The 19387-nt window shown below is 41.3% G+C and carries 15 protein-coding genes; 6 read left to right on the forward strand and 9 right to left on the reverse strand.

The genetic code is table 11. The features are described from left to right. Positions 1-31 precede the first annotated feature (31 nt). Together RMZ42_RS07785 and RMZ42_RS07790 are read left to right on the forward strand one after the other, a co-directional pair. The gene (locus RMZ42_RS07785; RefSeq protein ID WP_322670996.1) at positions 32-622 is read left to right on the forward strand and encodes a DUF1517 domain-containing protein; all 591 of its coding nucleotides are present in this window, start codon (positions 32-34) and stop codon (positions 620-622) included. Positions 623-704: 82 nt separating this feature from the next. Further along, the gene (locus tag RMZ42_RS07790) at positions 705-1589 is read left to right on the forward strand and encodes a hypothetical protein (protein WP_322670871.1); all 885 of its coding nucleotides are present in this window, start codon (positions 705-707) and stop codon (positions 1587-1589) included. A 129-nt stretch (positions 1590-1718) separates the two neighbouring features. Here the strand turns inward: RMZ42_RS07790 and RMZ42_RS07795 are convergent, their stop codons facing one another. The 3 genes from RMZ42_RS07795 to RMZ42_RS07805 form a co-directional block, all read right to left on the reverse strand. Further along, a complete protein-coding gene (locus RMZ42_RS07795) occupies positions 1719-1997 on the reverse strand; it encodes a hypothetical protein (protein WP_322670872.1) in 279 nt (92 codons plus the stop codon). 363 nt (positions 1998-2360) lie between these two features. Beyond that, entirely contained in the window at positions 2361-2729 is a 369-nt protein-coding gene (locus RMZ42_RS07800; protein WP_322670873.1) for a hypothetical protein, read from the reverse strand. Between the two features lie 184 nt (positions 2730-2913). Further along, a complete protein-coding gene (locus tag RMZ42_RS07805) occupies positions 2914-3687 on the reverse strand; it encodes a hypothetical protein (protein WP_322670874.1) in 774 nt (257 codons plus the stop codon). Between the two features lie 613 nt (positions 3688-4300). On the opposite strand from RMZ42_RS07805, the gene RMZ42_RS07810 reads away from it, so the two are divergent. After that, complete coding sequence (locus RMZ42_RS07810; RefSeq protein WP_322670875.1) at positions 4301-4990, forward strand: hypothetical protein; 690 nt, start codon at positions 4301-4303, stop codon at positions 4988-4990. A 10-nt stretch (positions 4991-5000) separates the two neighbouring features. Here the strand turns inward: RMZ42_RS07810 and RMZ42_RS07815 are convergent, their stop codons facing one another. Continuing rightward, positions 5001-5408: a hypothetical protein gene (locus RMZ42_RS07815; protein WP_322670997.1), complete on the reverse strand. Its 408-nt coding sequence runs from the start codon at positions 5406-5408 to the stop codon at positions 5001-5003. Positions 5409-5475: 67 nt separating this feature from the next. On the opposite strand from RMZ42_RS07815, the gene RMZ42_RS07820 reads away from it, so the two are divergent. Continuing rightward, entirely contained in the window at positions 5476-6141 is a 666-nt protein-coding gene (locus RMZ42_RS07820) for a class I SAM-dependent methyltransferase (RefSeq protein WP_322670876.1), read from the forward strand. A gap of 54 nt (positions 6142-6195) precedes the next feature. Here the strand turns inward: RMZ42_RS07820 and RMZ42_RS07825 are convergent, their stop codons facing one another. The 4 genes from RMZ42_RS07825 to RMZ42_RS07840 form a co-directional block, all read right to left on the reverse strand. Continuing rightward, complete coding sequence (locus tag RMZ42_RS07825; RefSeq protein WP_322670877.1) at positions 6196-7902, reverse strand: fasciclin domain-containing protein; 1707 nt, start codon at positions 7900-7902, stop codon at positions 6196-6198. A 740-nt stretch (positions 7903-8642) separates the two neighbouring features. Continuing rightward, the gene (locus RMZ42_RS07830; RefSeq protein ID WP_322670878.1) at positions 8643-9110 is read right to left on the reverse strand and encodes a GNAT family N-acetyltransferase; all 468 of its coding nucleotides are present in this window, start codon (positions 9108-9110) and stop codon (positions 8643-8645) included. 355 nt (positions 9111-9465) lie between these two features. Next, positions 9466-13329, reverse strand: coding sequence for a CHAT domain-containing protein (locus RMZ42_RS07835; RefSeq protein WP_322670879.1), 3864 nt, complete (start codon positions 13327-13329; stop codon positions 9466-9468). 197 nt (positions 13330-13526) lie between these two features. Further along, a complete protein-coding gene (locus tag RMZ42_RS07840) occupies positions 13527-14228 on the reverse strand; it encodes a hypothetical protein (RefSeq protein ID WP_322670880.1) in 702 nt (233 codons plus the stop codon). Between the two features lie 375 nt (positions 14229-14603). On the opposite strand from RMZ42_RS07840, the gene RMZ42_RS07845 reads away from it, so the two are divergent. Then, positions 14604-16670: a DNA polymerase III subunit gamma/tau gene (locus RMZ42_RS07845; protein ID WP_322670881.1), complete on the forward strand. Its 2067-nt coding sequence runs from the start codon at positions 14604-14606 to the stop codon at positions 16668-16670. Positions 16671-16838: 168 nt separating this feature from the next. Here RMZ42_RS07845 and RMZ42_RS07850 read toward each other — a convergent pair whose 3' ends face one another. Beyond that, positions 16839-18245 carry a glycosyltransferase family 2 protein gene (locus RMZ42_RS07850; protein ID WP_322670882.1) on the reverse strand — a complete coding sequence of 469 codons (1407 nt, stop codon included), beginning with the start codon at positions 18243-18245 and terminating at the stop codon, positions 16839-16841. Between the two features lie 728 nt (positions 18246-18973). Between RMZ42_RS07850 and ebsA the strand changes: the two genes are divergently transcribed. After that, on the forward strand, positions 18974-19348 hold the full coding sequence (gene ebsA / locus RMZ42_RS07855) for a type IV pilus biogenesis protein EbsA (RefSeq protein ID WP_289797664.1): 375 nt from the start codon (positions 18974-18976) through the stop codon (positions 19346-19348). Positions 19349-19387 lie beyond the last annotated feature (39 nt).

Here is a 19387-nt window from a genome sequence, read left to right on the forward strand (position 1 = left end):
AATGACAAATGACAAAATTTTGGAGGAAAAAATGAGCAATCTTTTTAATAAAATGATCGGTCGAACTCGCTATGTCGTGTTTCGCCTATTTCTGCATTTAGGGGGAGGTGAAGTAGCGCCAATTTTGGGAGTGTTAAATAGTGCAGGACGAGATGCGATCGATGCCGATGGCGATTTAGAAGTTTTAGGAGAAGGATTGGTAGAAATCAGCCAAACCCTGCTGCAATACGATGAATATTGGCTTTCTGCTGCTAACGAAGGTGACGTATTTTTTAATGAGGGCGAAGCGGGAGATTACGTGAATGAATTATTTACTGACTCTGCCGAAAGATATCTCAGCGAACCAGATTACGCTTCCAATGGATCGAATGAACCTTTATCTATACCTGTAACCCGCAACGTCATTGTGATGATTACAGTAGCTTATGAAGGAGAAGTACCAGATTTGGAAACCGATCTTTCTAACGTTCAGGCGCTCAAGGAAGGATTGAAAGCATTGATAAATTTGCATTATAAACATAGATTAAAGGCAATTCAAGTGCATTTCTCTCCAGCACAGTTGGGCGATGAACTCACTAGCGATCAACTGCTGCAATATTACCCAGAATTGATTCCTTTGTAATTTGTTGTTGTAATTTGTTGGGTAGTCCGTACTTACTACTTAGATGATAAATTGTTAAGCTCAGAGATAGGACAATAATCCAATGATCATGACCATAGTACGTAAATTTACAGCCGTTTTTTTAGCTCTGAGTTTGTGTATCACAACTGTTGCTTGTGGTGGCGAGAACCAAAGTACTCCTCCAGCTAAGAACGTTAGCCAAACCTCTACTAATACAAAGTTGAGTGATGGCGAGTATCAAATACAACAAGCCACTTATGACGATGCAACTGGTGAATACAGCTTGTTTTTACTTAACAATAATCCTCCAACCTTTGCAACCGAAAATTTGCAAATGGCACGGTTAACTGATGATGAAATCAAGCAGGGTAAAAAAACCTATCTGAAGGTAGATAAAGGACAACCAATTTTATATCTGACGGAAGATTTTAAAATTGAGTACGTCCACAACGTTACCGAGAATAAAACCAATCCCCAAACAGGACAACAAGAGACGGTTGTAGTCCGTCGAGAAAATAATTTTTGGGCACCATTTGCTGGGTCTGTAGCTGGTAGCTTGGCCGGTCAGGCAATTGGTAGTATGTTGTTTAGACCCCAGTATTATGTACCCCCTGTCTATCAATCAGGGCAAGGATTAAGTGGCTTCGGTGGATATGGCGGAAGCTATGGCCAAGCAGTTCAAAGTTACCAAACTCGCTATAATACGCAACCCGCAGCCGTGAGAAATCGCACTGCGTTCCGCAATACAGGGACAATTAGAAGATCATATCCTGGAAATTCAAATGTACGCAATGTACCGCGTAGCACTACAGGTAATAACCGTCCTTCTGGTTCTGGTTTTGGTGGTAGCACCTTGCAACCCTCTGGCAGAGTCACTTCACCCAGACGCAATTCTGGCAGTGGTTTTGGTAGTGGGCGTAGTTCAGCACCCCGCCGCTCAACCGGTTTTGGCAGCAGACGCCGTTAATCAATTCCAAGTTTAATAAATAGACTGCCTAACAAGTTAAGGTAGTTGTGCATAAAGAAGCCGGAGGGTAACAAGTCAATCCTCCGGCTTCTCTTTATATATATGCAATTGGTAAGGAGGAATTATTAATTATTCGGTTAAATAATATGAAACACTAAATACAAATATTGCTAAGAGAACAGGAATAATTTTACTAAAGTCTATGCGCTTTTGTTGAACCATTTCTAAACAAGACATCGGAATCATCAAAGGCCAGAAGATAGCTGTTACCACAAACATCACAACCGATAAAAATTTATCATCGGGAGTAGAAGTGGGATGACGCAGGGAAAATATTAACCAATTGCTTAAGAAATAGCATGACATTAACAAGTAACTAATAGTTAAAGTGAGTTGTATCTGATTCACTATGAGTACTCCTGATGTTATGTGAACTTCACTATAGCCTTTCCTGCTCTAGTGAGGTATACTATGAGCCTCAATAGTGGATTTTAAATTAGTAGAAATGAAGGGATATTTACTAAGTCGTTAGAGGTTGTTTGAAAAGTGGTTGGCTGTGATTTTAGGCACTAACCGATCCCCCCTAGCCCCCCTTAAAAAGGGGGGAACCGGAATCAAAGTCCCCCTTTTTAAGGGGGATTTAGGGGGATCTAGAACGCTTTGTTACCGAGAAGAAAACTTTTCAAACATCCTCTTAGACGTAAATCAATTAAAGTTTGTAATAAGGACTTTAGTCCTGATAATCCTTGTTTTCTGTTTAATAATGCCTATCTATTTAGGAATGTTAACTATCAATACCGCTATGTAAACAAGCATAAAATCAAGGAAAATTATATTAACTATTAACCATATATTGATTTTATACCCTCTTGACTTAAAGTATAATACAATAGCCCTGTCGATTATTCCCAGAGTTCCCGATGTATTAATTAAATAATTCGCAAGCATTGCCAAGGCGTAAACAAAACCATTTGCTCGTTGCTCGATTGGCGTTGTTAAGTGATTATAATACTCAGAAACAACAAAACTTCCAAAACAAATAGCATAACCTATTAGCCACTTGCTGTTCGGCATAATCTGAGCAAGAAAAAAAGGAATAATTGTGGCTAATATAAAAAACAAGAGAAGAGAATCAAACATTTGCAATTTTTTCCTTTTTTACAACATATAGAAGCATTGCATACCGAACTCTGCAATTTATGTCAAATTTTTCCTTTTGGTTGTAGGGTATACTTAACCCTTTTAAAATTTTTTAAATTTTGGATGATGAATATTCACTATCACAATCCAAAACTTAAAATTTGGTCAGTTATGAGAGCAATAATCAAGCTGTCTTAAAAAATCGAATAATTTCGCGGACATGATCGAGAAATTGCCCGTCGGTGGAAAGTTGCGCGATCGCATTTCTAGCTTCTCTTGCCAAACGCTCATGTTCCGTTTGATTTGTCGCCCGTAATTCTTCTAAATTAGCCGCAATTCGGGCTAAATCTCTGCGAGTTTCTTCGGCAAAACGTTGTTGAGTTGCGGATAAGGAATAGGGTTGTTCTGGGTTGAGTTGATCTTCCAAAGACTGGATTTTTTGTTCCAATATAGAGAAGCGATCGCGCAGTTCCAAAATATCTTCGCGCGGATACTTCCATTCTTGGCGAATCATCGCTAACCGCGCATATAAATACTCATAAGCGCGAATCGCGGGACGCAGAATTGTTAATAATAAAGCTGCACCAGAACTTATATATCCAACTGTACTAATACCAGTGACAGCAAGAGTATAAAGACCAACAGCTGAGAATAAGTGTAAAGCAATAGCAACCCAGAGCGATCGCTTTGCCAACAATGTGACATACTTCACTTGTTTCTCATCAACTGGAATGCCTTTCTCAGTTGATTGTGCTGCTTCTGCTAAGACTTCTTTGGCTTGAAAATGCACATTCCACGGTACGGTAACAATTACCAACAGCCACCAAAAACTAGCACCACCAATCACCCAATCAAGAAAGTTACCTGTAGGTATGTGCAACCATTGTAGTAAGCCAAAAGCCACCAGCACCGGAACCACAATTCCAATAATGGAACTGATAAAAAAGTTGATATACATCTTACCCTGTCTCCGATTAAACTATACCTCGATCGTGACTGTACCCTAGCAGTTATACGTAAATGCTTGTGATAGTTTTTTGAGTAGCACATATCCTACTGTGCGAAATTCAAACCTTAAAAATTTTTGTGTTCAGAATCCTTGTGATAGTTTTTTTAATAGCACATATTCCACTGTACGTCATTCAAAATTTAAAAACCCTTAATCTAGTTTTTCCACAACTGCGACAAACTTAGCTTTATTTCTTGAACTTTTTAAGCGTTAATTACCAATAAAAAGTTTCTCTATCCGAAGACATTGTATTTTTGACTTCGGAACAATAGCCTCATGCAATCATTTATCAAAATTTACAAGAGGTGGCGCAGAACTTTTTCCCTGATAAAAAAATTTCAATTCATCAACCAAAATTTAAATAAAACTTATAATTTAGTCTCGTTATCAATTGTCAACTAGCTATTGGTAGATTGACAATTTTATCTTTTATAAGATAGTTTGACGATTAAATATTTCAATATACTCATAAATAAAAATTAAACAGTAAGATAGCTGAGTTATCCTTTAATACCTCACTTTTTGTCTAACTTCAGTAATTAACAATTTGTAAAAAATCACTATGTCAATCTTTTTTTTTAATCAAAAAGCTCCTAAATTATTCACCAAATTATCAGTTGTAACATCTCAAACCGCTTTCAGCTTAATACTATTATTCAAAACTGATTCTGCTCAAGCTTTGGCAGCCAAATTCAATATTGACCCCAGTGCAAGTTTTATTTCCTCATATACATTTAGTCCTGACAGCGTACCTTTTTCTCTAACAAACTTGGGAGTTAATTCAGGGGACACAATTAAACTGGAACGGTTTGGCAGTTTTTCACCCTTTGACGATCCGACTGACGAATACTTTGGTGCAATGTGGGCTACTTTCAGCGCTGACAATAGATTGCTACCAAACACCGGAGAGTATAATGGCGCAAGGACTGACAGAGTTCCTGGTGCTATTAATCCAATTCTTCCCAACGGTTGTCTTCCATTGCAGTGTTTAGACAATAGTATTTTTTACATCTCACGTGTAGATTTTAATGGTGCTATTGTACAAGTTCCCATTGATGCAAAATTTATATTTATTGGTGCTGCCGACAGTTCATTTGTTGATAATGTAGATTTAAATCAAGACTTTGCTGTTGGGATCAATTCTGTATCTACTGCTAGTGTTCCTGAACCCAATTTTATGTCAGGTTTACTGGCATTTGGTGTTTACGCTACTGGTTTGCAATTCTTACACAACCGTAAAAAAGCACTTTGATGACACAGGTTTACTCAACTAAGTAACTGCGCCAGGTTGGTTGAGTATCTTTACTACCCTTTTCTGGAATTAGCGATCGCCAAGTTTTACCTTCTTGCTGAATTTGCAAGTAAACGTCAAAGGGTTGTTTTGGTTGTGTCAAGCGCCGTTTTGGTAGCTTGAGAATCAAGTCGTAGGTTCCCCGAACGTGGAAAGCTGGTAAATTTTCAATCGTCAGTGGTTGTTCTTGGGTAATTGATAGCCGCTTGATTTCAAATCCTTGAAAATCTAAATCCAACTGTTGGCTAAGTTTTTGTTGAGTTTGTTCTAGCCCAAGTGCGATCGCTTTTTGCACTAACTCGCTAGTCGGTAACAGTCCAATACTGCCACAAGCTGTCACTAGCACCAGCAATATTGCTGTCAAAACTAACCGCACCATGTTATTCCTGAGATTCCACTTATCAGCGATAGTATAACTGTAGTTTCTCTCAATTCTCCGATCTATCATGCCAAAACAGTCTATAGGTCTTGATAACCAACTTTACAATTATCTTTTATCTGTTTCGCTACGAGAACCAGAAATTCTTGGGAAGTTGCGCCAAGAAACTGCCAATCATCCCCGGAGTGGAATGCAGATTTCACCAGAACAAGGGCAATTTATGAGTCTTCTGGTGCAGTTAATTGGAGCGAAAAAAACCCTAGAAGTTGGAGTATTTACGGGTTATAGCTCACTTTCTGTAGCTTTGGCACTACCGCCTGATGGCAAGATTATCGCTTGTGATGTGAGTGAAGAATTTACTGCGATCGCCCGCAGATATTGGCAAGAAGCCGGAGTTGCCGATAAAATCGATTTACGATTAGCACCAGCTTTGGAAACTTTAGATAAGTTATTAGCAACTGGACAAGCCGAAACTTTTGATTTTGCCTTTATTGATGCTGATAAAGAAAATTATGATGGATATTATGAGCGATCGCTGCAATTAGTTCGTCCAGGTGGATTAATTGCGATCGATAATGTTTTATGGTCTGGACAAGTAGCTGATAAGCAAAATCAAGATGAAAGCACCCAAGCAATCCGGGCGCTAAACGAAAAGTTACATTATGACGAACGAGTTACCCTCTCCCTTGTCCCTATCGCCGATGGACTTACTTTAGCAATCAAGCGACCTTAATACAGCAAGAGCGCACAACTAACTGTGCGCCCTTATTGCATGTTCTACTTCTATTTACCTGAAGTTATAGCCAATTCCTAACTGTAGTCCTACATCAGTATCATCTACAAAAGCAGCATTTACACCACCTGTTAGCGTAAGTCTAGAACCGAGAGGAATGTCTACACCACCTGTTAGTAGTAATCCAATATCAGTATCAGCATTAGCTTCAATTGCTACACCAGCACCGATGTAAGGAGATATAGCAAAGGTTCTTTCACCCACTGAACCTGCTCTGCGGGGAGAAAAATCTAAAGTCACGGGAACTAGAAATATTGTATCGTCCCCGAAGATTACCGATGGTCGCACTGATATATTGTTTGTCAGACCAAGTTTACTGATCACTGTAAAGTTAGTGTCGCTCAGAGCTGTATCATCGCCGCTCAAACCAATGTTACCACCAACTCCGATATAGCTTCTGCCACCACGAGTACTTCTACCTACGTTAACATCAGGTGTCCCATTTCCTGTTGGTGGCTGATTTAACTGACTGATGTTAACGTCAGGCGGAATCAGGACTTGGTTAATTGCATGGATAACACCATTGCTAGCTTTCACGTCCGCCTGGAGAACTCTGGCATTATTCACCGAGACTTGACTGTTAGCGGAATCGATTTTAATATTTACAGGTCTTCCTTCATCTGTTGTCAATTCCCCTGCTGAGAGTTGACTAGAAGTTACCGCACCGGGAACCACGTGATATCTCAAAATCTTAACTAACGCTTCTCTGTTTTCTGGTTGCTCTAACTGTTGTAAGGTAGCAGCAGGTAAAGCAGCAAATGCGTCATTGGTGGGAGCAAAGACTGTATAAGGGCCTGGCTGTTGAAGAATATCTGCTAAACCGGCTGTCTTTAATAAAGAAGTCAGAGTTGTAAAAGAACTACTGGATGACGCTAGAGCAACAATATCAGTACCGGCAGGAGTTCCAGCTACAACGTACTGACTAGCTGGAAGATTGCTAGCAATGGGTTGCGCCCGTCCTTGTTTAACTAAAGCTTGATATAAAAGTGCTGCTGCTTCAGCACGAGTCAAAGACTGTTGCGGATTGAGTTGTTTTACATCCGGGTAGTTGACAACAAGATTACTTACTGTCGCTGCTGCAACACTGCCAACAGCATACTCTGGGATAGCTGAGGCATCGTTGTAGTAAGTAGTGAGAGTACTTGTATCGCCACCAGTTAAACCTAAGCCACTACTTAAAGCAACGATCCCCTGCACTCTAGGAATTTCTTGATTTGGTCTAAACACGTTCCCAGGATAGCCTGCCAAAAATCCAGTTTCGTAGGCGTTTTGAATTGCAGCCGCCGCCCAGTAGTTAGCAGGAACATCACTAAATCCACCTGCACTTAATTGCCGGACTCGGTTTTGGTTACTGAAAGCTTTTTGAATCAAAGCAGCAAATTCTGCACGAGTCACAGGCTGATTTGGTCTATAAGTGCCATCAGGAAAGCCACTAATCACGTTATTCTCAGCTAGGGCTTGAATGAAGGGACGCGCCCAATAATCTGAGGAAACATCAGACAGGTTAACTGTTGACGTAGGCGATGGTGTCGCAGGTGATGGTGTTGCAGGTGATGGTGTATCAGGTGATGGTGTCGTAGATGGAACAGGGGTTTGAGATGAAGCTGGGGCAGAAATTATGATGGGGGTTATTGTAGCAGCTGTCATTCCCAGAACTAGCAAAGCAACCTTTGTTGATGACCAACGAGACAAACTAGACATGGAAATATCCTCTTTTCAATTTCTTGGGTTGACTATATGGAAAATACTGGATGCAAGGTTAAGTGAATACAAATATCTAGATGATTATTTGGTTCGCCTCGACATGAAAACCAGAAATGAAACCTGTTAGCTCTGGAAAATTAATACGCTGGACATTATGAGTAGCTGCTCTGATATCTCATAACGTTTATCCTCATGTGCACCACACATAGTATCGAATTCCTATTTTTTTTTAAGAACCGCAGAGTACACTAAAAATAAGCATGGCTCCTGTGGTAATATAATATGTCGCAACAATAAAGAGAATTAATGCAAGTAGGCGATTTTATTCAGTTCTAAAATTGCAGTCAAGCAGTAAAATAATTGGCCTTTAATAGCCGTCTCTTTATAATTGCCGAGGAGGGTTAATGCCGTTAAACTCAATGTATCATGATCTTTAGCAAGATTTAAGAAATAAAATCAATCTTGGCGATATGGTGTATTGTTAATCTTTTATTGTGATTATACAACTAACTCAGGGCTGGATTTTGAAGAAAAACTTTCACTCTTTAGATAGTTGTCCTTGATGGTAAATTTTCAAATACTAGACGGGAAATTAGCGATCGCAATCCAAAATTTCGAGCCTGATTGCGCCAAGATTTTTGGCTAAGAATTATTTTTTTCCAAAAGACTATTTTATAAAAGCGAACCCAAAGATAAACTAGGATTTTTGTAAGCTGGCTAATCTGTATAAATTTTGCTCACAACTCCTCTGGAGGTAGGGCAACAAATCCTGTTTTTAGTCCACGCTTGAATCCTGCTTTTTCATAGAAGTGCAACGTCTCCTCGTTTTTTGAGCCGCTTAGAAGCATCACTTTATAGCACTGTTGCTGCCATGCTAAAGCTAAGGCATAATGCAGCACTTGTGTACCAAATCCCTGTTGTCGATAATCGAGATGGGTAACAACATTTTCAATAATGCCGTATGGACGTGCGCCACGCGTCAAGTTGGGAACAATAGTTAAATTACATGTTGCTACTAACTGCTTATCAACATCAGCCACAATGTAATACAAACGGGGATCATCTAAAATTCCATCCCAGATAGATTGTAAGACATCATCAGTCGGTAGAGGCGCATCGACAGGATTTAGATGCTTATATAAAGCCAAAAGTTGGGGAAGTTCGTCGCGTGTAATTAGGCGAACGGTAATTATAGGTTTAGACAAAGCTGTAGTTCGGCGTAAAAATTTATCGTTGCGATAAGGCAGGAGGAAAGAAAGTTTTAGTCTAGTTTACCTCTCTTCACATAGTTTAGTTTTATTGTGCCAACTTACTTAGTTTGGTTTTTTCTGCCGACTTACTTATATAGTTCTGCGTAAGCTTTAAGTACTATATTTCTGGTTTCTGATTTCATATTTATTTTTAATTTTCACTTTTGCCATTAATTTTAAGACCACAGTGAATTCATCCAATTTTTGTATATAATTAGACTATTTTAGTGAAATCATTGAACTTTTAGAGAGGTGAAGCTAAAAACAAGTATCTGGCTAATTTTATGGCTGGAATAAAAGTTTCAAAGTATTAATTAGGCTTACCCATAATTGTAAAAGCTGCCCAATAATAAGGATGATTATAAAGATTTTTATCTGATGCCATTTTACTATTTCTATATAGTTGAGTCGCTAAATAAGTTTGAATTCTTACTTCTTCTGGATGCAGATTATTCAAAATATCTTCATACCATTTTGTCAGTTCTCCAGCAGTTAGTTCTTTCAGCCATCGTGTTGCTTCAGCTAAGGCAGTAACTGCTGATTTATTGGGCTGTAATCGTCGGTAAAACTCGATCATCACTAAGGCGCTAGCCGAAGATTCTACACTCCAAAGAGTACTCACTACATGAGGTACGCCCTGAGTTACAAAACCACTGACTAAACTCACATATTCGCTGCTGATAGTGTAGTTGTTAGTACTTAAATTTTCACAGGCAGAGAGGGTAATAAGGTTGTAACTATCTAGATTTTGTTGGCAGATTTCATCTAGAGTAAGTCTGTCTTCACCCGCTAATGCTAATTCTGATTTTTTAGGTTCAGCTAAATTATTAGTAACATGACCTGTAAAATGCAAAATATTATAATTATCAAATAGGGCATTTTCAACAATATTTTTCGTAGCTTCTGCCCCTTGAATTCGTTGGATATTATTGAACATCTGACTAACAATTTCAGACTCTAGTTTGGCAAATTTAAGTGTGGGATAACCTGTACTTTCAGGATGTTCAACACTGAGCAATAACTTATTTTGCCACTGCCAAATATCCTCAGTTCTAATTGATAAACCTATTTGGGCACTAGGTAGATAGGTGACGCTGAAATTTGATTCCACATTCGGTAACTCTTCTGGTGATGGCGAAGAGAGATGGAAAAGTGTATGAATGGGCAATCTGTACAAGTCACGGTGAGGAATTAAAACCAGTTGGGTAATGCCTTCGAGTTCCTGTGCAATTGTGGAAATATTCAGGATTTCATACAGTTGCAACAGCTTCTCTTCCATCTCAACTCGCCAAGAATGGTGACTTTTACTTTCTTTGTCGTGGGCTGTGCTGCGATATTCTTGGTATTGTTGATGCCAATCTTCTAACCAAATTTCAAATTCAATTAGGCGTTGCACTGCTTCGGGTAGAGGCAATTCATTGAGACGGATAGCATCTTCTCCTAAAGGTATTACCCCAGTATCTTGCATGGGTGTAAACAGGAGAATTGGTGATGGTGCTTGGTCTTTGAGAATGAAAGTATGTAGGGCAACTGGGCTAATATGCCAGTAAATAATTGCTGTTGTGGGATTGAATAGTTGCTGAATTGCGCCATAATAAGGCGAGTAAATATTATCATTCCAGCCAGAAAGCAGCCAATTTAAACAAGCATTTTTACCTTGTTCGGCAATTTCCCATGCTTCTACTAAATCACCTGACTCCACAGCTAAATCAACTGCTAATTGATCGAAGCCGGTAAATTTTAAAGCTAACTGTTTTTTACTTTCGTCTGAGCGAGTTTCTTCACTCAGTAATTGTCGCAATAAATCTGTCCCACGTTGCAGCAATTCTTGAACTTGTGTTGTGTGTCCCAAACCCATCAGCACTTTGCTTAGAGATTGTAAAACCTCTAGGTGCAACTGGGGAAAATATTCTAGTGTCAGGGTTAATAGCGCCTGATGGTACTCAGATGCAGCTTTGCGCCAATAATCGCGGGGATTGGTATGTTTTTTACCTTGCTCATAGTAAGTATTAGCGATCGCAAAATGCAATCTACCCCAACCTTCTGGATGGGTATCTGTCCGCAGATGCCTTAACCCTTCTTCGTAGCTGGCTAATTTTCCTTCGTAGCCACCTTGTTGTAAGGTGGGATTTGTCGCTATGATACTACTCGACAAATTTAGTAATTCGTCAGAATCTACTACTAAATGACCGATCGCAGTTCCCCGACCAATCCAAGCTTCCCAATAATCTTGTTTAATTTGCAAAGCGTTGTCATAACAGACGATCGCTTCGGCAAATTGTTCTAAATAAAACAGTGCTACTGCTTGATTATACCAAGCTAAGTGGAAGTCGGGTTTAATGGCGATCGCTTGTTGATAGGAGGCGATCGCTTCTTGTCTGCGCCCTAAATTGTCTAATGCTATACCCCGGTTGTACCAAGCTAAATAGAAATCGGCTTGAACTGAAAGTGCTTTGTCCCAGGAAGCGATCGCTTCTGACCACCTGCCTAAATTAAACAGCACTACACCCCGGTCTATCCACACTTCGTGGTACTCTGGGTTAATTTCTATAGCTCTGTCGTAAGATATAATCGCTTCGGCAAATTGTTCGCTGACAGCTAGGGCTATGCCTCGGTAATACCAGTTTTCCTGGTCTTCTGGTTGGAGTTGTAGCGCTTGGTCATAACTAGCAATAGCTTCTGGTAGCCAACCTAATTTCAGCAGTGCCAAACCCTTGCTAGACCACGCTTCTTGATAGTCTGGCTTGATTTCTATAGCTTTGTCAAAAGAAGCGATCGCTTCTTCAAAGTATCCTAATTCTCCGAGAGTTCCACCCCGGTTGTACCAAGCTTTGTAAAAGTCTGGTTTCAGTTCTATGGCTGTTTCATAAGACGCGATCGCTTCATCAAAACGTTCTAAATGGAACAGCGTTAAGCCTCGATTAAACCAATATTCGGAAAATTCGGGTTGCATTTCAATGGCTTGGTCATAAGATGCGATCGCGCCTAGCAAATCGCCTGTTTTCGCTTGGCTTAAACCTTGGTAAAACCACCCTTGAGCGTGGGTAATCGGATTATCGTTATGCCGCTCAATAGTACCAGGAGAATTACTGCTTTGAACTGCCAAATCTGAAGCAAGTTGCTGGACTAAATTGGTACTTTGATCCAACTTCACCCATAACTCATCTAAAGTATTAGCCACATTTGGCTCTAAATTCGTCAAAGTGTTATCCCAGGTTTCCACCGAGGGAGACGTTGCTAATTCAGTCCTTTGTCTCGTGGAAAGAAGATTTGCTGGTGTAGTAATTTGAACAATTTCTTCGTCGAACCGAAGTTGAGTTAACAAGCTGATTGTATCTTCTGCTGTCGGTAGGGGGATATTTTCAGGTATTGTGGCTTGGGTGTCTTCCCTTTCATATTCCGATACCAGTTCCTCGAAGTTTTCGGGCGATTTCTCCTCAAAAGAGGCATTTTGAGGTGCTGATGTTATTGGTTCAACATCTGGCACATCATATTCCCATAATTGTTCGCCAAAGCTAAGGATTAGCTCTTGTCCAGGAGTAGTTTGGATAATTTCTTCATCAGTTGTAGTTTCGATTACATCTGGCTCATCATACTCCCATAACTGCTCGCCCAAATCGCGGATCAGTTCTTGTCCAGGAGTAGTTTCGATTACATCTGGCTCATCATACTCCCATAACTGCTCGCCCAAATCGCGGATCAGTTCTTGCCCAGGAGTGATTTCTAGATCATCTAGGTCATCTTGTGCCTGATTGTCCTGATATTCTATCTCTGTAGGTAAGTTTTGCATTAGCCGAATGCCAATGTCATAAGCAACTTCTCCAATTCTGCCAACACCAAGTTCCCCTAATTGCACCATTTGTGTTGCTAAAAGAGGATTTGGTGTAGGTGAAGCTAGTAAGCTTTCACCAAACATCACCAACCAGTCTATCCAACGTTCAGCCGGAATGCGATTTTCGATTCGTTGCAGATACCTCAATGCCCACTGTCGTCCTCGTGCTTGATGCACGCCTTCTAACAATTGGATAAACAATTGTTCCAGATCCGCATTGGTTAGTTCTGGTGGTACCCCCACCAGATTGCGTCCTCTCGAAGCCTTGAGAGAACTATTCTGTTTACTTGCAATGAGGCGCTTTAAAAACCTTTTAAGCGACTGCGATATCCGCCTGAGCATCTGCCACACTCTTGGATTTTGTTTTTCTAGATTTTAGCCATCGTTGTCTTAAAAAAATCATCAATTACGTAAAAACCCATTAGATTCGGACAGCGCTTCCGTAGCAGGTTAGCAAAAAATATACAAATCTTCAAGAGCATAGCATTACAACGTAACAATTCCCAGATTTCACTCTTGAATTTGATTCTCTCCAGCAGTTAATTTTCAGTTTGCTCTGTAGTCGATTGACCACCAGGATATAACTGACTAATTAATGCCTGAACAAGCACTTGTGGATCGTCTGTTTCAACGGCAAGTTGTTGAGCAATCTGCTGACGTAAATTTTCATCCTCCTGCAACATGACAAACAACTGTTCTAGGGTGACAGTTTGGTATTCTCCCTCTGGGAGGTTCTCTGGCGCATCTGCTGACTCCGATACTGAGGCAGTTACCTCAGAGGGCAAAGAAGTAGTGCTAAAAGCATCTGGCCCTTCATATTCCCAAATTGGTTCGCCTTCATTGCGTGTCAACAACTGCATCCCGATATTATAGGCAACATCTCCAATTTCTCCGACGTTTAACTCACCCAATTGCACTAACCGCGCAGCCATTTCATTATTGGGTGTCGGAGATGCGAGCAATCTGTCGCCAAAGCGCCCTAACCACTCAACCCAGTCTTGAGTTGTGATGCGATGTTCGATATTATGCAGCCACTTCTGTGCCCATGCTTCCCCTCGTGCTTGATGTACTCCTTGCAACAGTTCGTTGAAAAGAAATTCCAGATCCGTATCGCTTAAGGGTGGTGCTGGTTCTTTTTCCACATTTCCCCTAGATTTTGAGGTAGTCTGTTTTCCACCAAACAAGCTCTGAAAAAGCTTTTTGAGCCATTGAAATAGCCGCTTGAGCATCTGCTGCACCATCGAGTTTTACTTTATCTATAAAATTGTAGCGATCGCACTGGACTATGATAGTTCAGTCAATAAAACGTATAGTCATTTGTCATTAGTCATTAGTCATTTGTCAAGAGTTATTCTCCTCTGCTTCCCTGTCTCTTTAAATAGAACAAATGTACTAAATGATATGCTATAATTCCCATACATTGATGTTGAAATCATAGTAGAGGATAAGCTCTGGTTGCTTGCTCTTCTGAGTGCCAAAATTTACGGCATTAGTTGAGTCTTGAGCTATGGCAACATCGATCAATAAAGCCAGGTACGAGAGTTTAAAATAATTGAATCCTCAACTCGACTCGGTGCTACTAATTAACGTTGAAAGGCATTGAAGTCTATATTTCCATGTCTTACGAACCCCTGCACCACAAATATCGCCCCAAAAGTTTTGCTGAACTGGTGGGCCAAGAGGCGATCGCCACCACCCTCACGAACGCGATCGGCACATCTAAAATCGCCCCTGCCTACTTATTTACCGGGCCAAGAGGTACGGGGAAAACTTCTAGTGCCCGAATTCTGGCTAAATCCCTTAATTGTCTCAAAGGCGATCGGCCCACGGCTGAACCTTGTGGCGTGTGTGAGGTTTGTCAAGGGATTGCTAAGGGCTACACCCTAGACGTAATTGAAATCGATGCTGCCAGTAATACTGGTGTCGATAATATCCGCGAATTGATTGAAAAAGCCCAGTTTGCTCCTGTGCAGTGTCGCTACAAGGTTTATGTTATTGATGAATGCCACATGCTCAGTACCCAGGCATTCAATGCGCTACTTAAGACATTAGAGGAACCACCGAGACACGTGGTTTTTGTATTGGCGACAACAGACCCGCAACGGGTGTTACCAACGATTATTTCGCGCTGTCAAAGGTTTGATTTTAGACGCATTCAGTTAGAGGCGATGGTGAAGCATTTAAGTGCGATCGCCTTTAAAGAAAACATTCATATTTCACTTGATGCTGTCACCCTGGTAGCCCAACTTTCTCAGGGAGGCTTGCGAGATGCCGAAAGTCTACTCGATCAATTGGGCTTGTTAGCAGGTGAAGTCACACCAGAGCGAGTTTGGGATTTGGTGGGGACGGTAAGCGAACAGGACTTGTTAGCGCTTTTAAATGCGATCGCTCAAGATAAACCGGAAGCAGTTCTAGACTGTACTCACTACATTCTAGATCGTGGTCGAGAACCCCTAACTATTCTGCAAAATCTCGCTGCTTTTTACCGCGATTTACTAATTGCTAAAACAGCACCCAACCGCCACGATTTGGTTGCTTGTACTCAGCAAACCTGGACAACGCTGATTGAATTTGCTCAATACTTCGATATGAGCGCGATTTTGGCAGGACAAAAACACTTGCGAGAAGCTGAAGTACAAATTAAAAACACCACTCAGCCGCGTTTGTGGTTGGAGGTAACATTACTAGGATTGTTACCGAGTGCGACGACAAATATTCAGCCACAAGCCCCAAGTATCGCGCCGCGAGTTAATACACCTGTTGTATCTCCAAGCTATCCTCCAGTCGTTGCCCAAAATCACCCAGTCTCTTCTGTACCTGTAGCTGAACCGCAAACAAATCATAATTCTGCATCTGCCAATCATCAAACAGCTGCCCAAAATCAGCCCGTCACTTCATCTCCCCCAGTTGAACAGCAAACAGATCGCAATTCTGCTGCTAAATCAGTTTCACCACAAACCCCAGAACCTGTTGCTGTTCCTGTGCCACCTGCGAACATTGAACCAGTAACTTCAGAAGTTGTTAGCGAAGCAGAATATGACTTAACTCAGATTTGGCAACAAGTGCTTGCCAATCTCCAGCCAAAATCAAGGCAAGAAATGCTGCGTCAAATGAGCCAACTCATAGAGTTTGACGGTGTTGTGGCTCGAATTGCGATTAAACAGGCATGGTATGACAAGGGGAAATCTTATCTACCGATGATTGCAGCAGCTTTTCAGCAGACTTTCCAGCGTGAAATCCAGATAAACATAGAAAAAGGAATTTCTTCAAACTCTACCTCAGCCAAAAAAAATCCTCCGCCAAAAGACTCTAGTCGCGTTCAGCAAGCACCCACACCTAGCCACAACCAGCAAATTTCGTTGCCTCCAGCGCCAGCACCACAGCCAACTAATCCATCACCAGCACCACAAAAAAGCGAGTTGGCGGCAAGAAATGGCAATGGTGTAAATGGAAATGGCGTAAATGGAAATGGGGTAAATGGAAACGGGATGCAAACTTTACCTCCACCTCCAAAACAAACACCCGCACCTGATTGGGAACCTGACGAAGTAGCGATCGCAGCTCAACGTGTAGCAGAATTTTTCAACGGACAAATCATCCGTTTTGCAGATGATTTCCCAGAATTCTCAGATTCCACAACTACACCAGAATGGGTAGAAGAAGCAGACGTGGATGATGAATAAAGAACTTTCAATTAAAAAAATATCCCATTGTAGGGGCGCAAGGCCTTGCGATCCTACGAATATACAAATAATTCTGGATAATTATTTTTGTCAGTCCCTAAAAAAAATGCAAAATTATTTTTGGTAATTTTGCATTTTGAATTTTGAATTTTTAATTCCCCAAAGGGGCTATTCCCCATGCCCAGTATGCAAGGTTTTCACCCATTTCAGGCGCTTTGGTCTTACCGACATCCGAGCAGTAGTGCTGCTCATGACGACTAACCAGTGCAACATATATAAACTGCCACGCAGGGTTTGCACCAGCATCGTAAGATATGTAGAAAGTGGGAATTTTTGATCTTGACGTACCCGCTTCAGACCTGTAAACATCCCTACCATCGACATAGAAATGGACAAGCCTGTGATCGGACTTAACATTGGCGGACGATGACGAGCGATCGCCATTAATAAATCTGGGACTGCTGCTGTCGGTAAGATATACATAATCAGCATAAAAATCAGCAAATCCCAGCTTTTACGCCATCCCATCCGGTTTTTGAGAATTAAATCCCAATAATCTAAATAGCGCTGATAACCGCCTTCTGCCCAACGGTTGCGCTGATGCCAGAGTGAAACTGCATTTGTCACTCCTTCTTCTTGCACCGCTGGATGGAAAACACACTCAATATCCCATTTATCCAAATGTAAGCGGATTGTCAAATCCAAATCATCGGTAATAGTTTCTTCATTCCAGCCACCGCAGCTTTCCAAGGCGGAACGCCGGACAAATTGACCATTGCCCCGCAGTTCGCCAATGCCACCAAGGGCAGTCCGCTGTTGCTGAAACCAGGTATCAAGTGCCATTTCAGCCATTTGACCCTTAGTCCAAAAGTTTGCTTTAGCGTTGGCGATCGCTTTTCGCACTTGCACCGCCCCCACGTTTTCTCTTTGAAATAAAGGTATTACCTGTTGCAGTAAATCTGGTGTTACTTGGGCATCAGCATCAAATACTGCTATAATGTCGCCCTTTGTCAGCGGCAATACCTGATTCAACGCCCCTGATTTGCCACCAGTAGCTTCTGCTGAACGCCTTAGTACTTTCAGCTGGTCGTGTTTCTGTGCGAGTTCCGCTAATAAATGTGGCGTGCTATCACTGCTGCGATCGTCAATTATCCAAATTTCGTACTCCCCACCTGGATATTCCAGATTACAAAGATTTTTGACTAATTTAGCAATTACTGCTTCCTCATTTTTCGCAGCCACTAGCACAGAAACAGAAGGTAAATCTCCTTGTATTTCTTTTGGATAGCGACGGGATTTAGTAAACACCACCACCAAAGCATGAAATCCTAGAATGGTGGTCAGTCCTAGAATAAAAATGGAAGCCCAAGAAACTAAATGTAGAGCGATCGTGCCACTCCAGACGATAGTCAAGACTAGAGCTGCTTTGCCTCTACGACCTTGAAACCGGGATGGTAGAGACATAGAATCTGTCTCTAACACTGACTCCTCATCTACTGATAGGTCAGACAACAAGGAGTTGAGCGGATCGAGCTCTTGATAAGAATCTTCTTCGGGCCAGGAATTCGCTGGCATAGGTTAGGTTGCTTGATTCAAAAACCACTATTTGTCTACAGTTAGTAATTTTACGGACAAATATCCCTAAGCTACTTTTCCCGATATTAATCGGAATGGGCAAACTGCAATACCCGCTATCCCTAAGCCAAAAGCCGCTGGGACTACCTTTGTTGTCACCGCCACTGTGCGTAATTACCTCATATTAACCGCGTTTGCTACTCTTAGACAGAAGCTTGATTCCTTTGATAGCCACTTCGGCAGGAAGCTTGTAGAGTCGGATTTTCCCTAATGAGAACTCCGGTTTGGGTAAAGTAATAGCAAGGTAGCAGCAGCTTTTTGTTGGGAAAAACTGCAATAACGGCATCCACCACTGTACAGTAGGGATTTTTAGTGTTACCGTTCCCAGATTCGATAACAGTTAATGCAGCATCATTGTAACCGAAATTTTAATATTTCTTAGTAGTAACTTCATTTATTGGGTATGGGGCATGGGGCATGGGGCATAGGGAATGGGGCATGAGAACTGGGGGACTGGAGAGCAGAGGAGTGGAGTTCAAAAACTCGTCAGCAAGTATCAAAGACTTATCCCTTATGCCCAATCCCCAATGCCCAATCCCCAATGCCCAATGCCCAATCCCCAATCCCCAATGCCCATTCCTACTATGTGCTTTAAACACATCTTTGGGGAATACTACTAACATCCACTAATATCCCCAGTTGCTAACTAACTTGAGGAATATTTAACTATGTCTATCGAGCAACTCCAGCCTGCAACTCAACAACAAGCCAGTGTTTACTTACCTTATGTTCAGGGTGCTAGGCGCAATTTCTTACCTTATGCCATCAGTCTTTATCAAAAAGGGGTCTTGGAGGGACATCGGAAGATTGAAGCCAGCGAACATGTTCCCTTTGTCGCCTCCTGGAATGTTGCTACTTTACCCTCAGACTTAACCCGTTGCCGAATTCAGTTTGATGGCAATGCTGACCTGAGTTATGAACTGATGATGGCTAGTTTCGAGTTTATTAATTTTTTAATTGAACTTATGGATAACTATAAACGTTATCGTATAACTGATTTTTCACAACCATTTTATCGCAAACTACTGCGTATAGATGATTGATTAAACTCAGCCGGATTTGCAAAAGTTCGGCTTATTTTA

Origin of the sequence: Nostoc sp. DedQUE05, assembly GCF_034530955.1 — a bacterium.
Taxonomy (GTDB): Bacteria; Cyanobacteriota; Cyanobacteriia; order Cyanobacteriales; family Nostocaceae; genus Nostoc.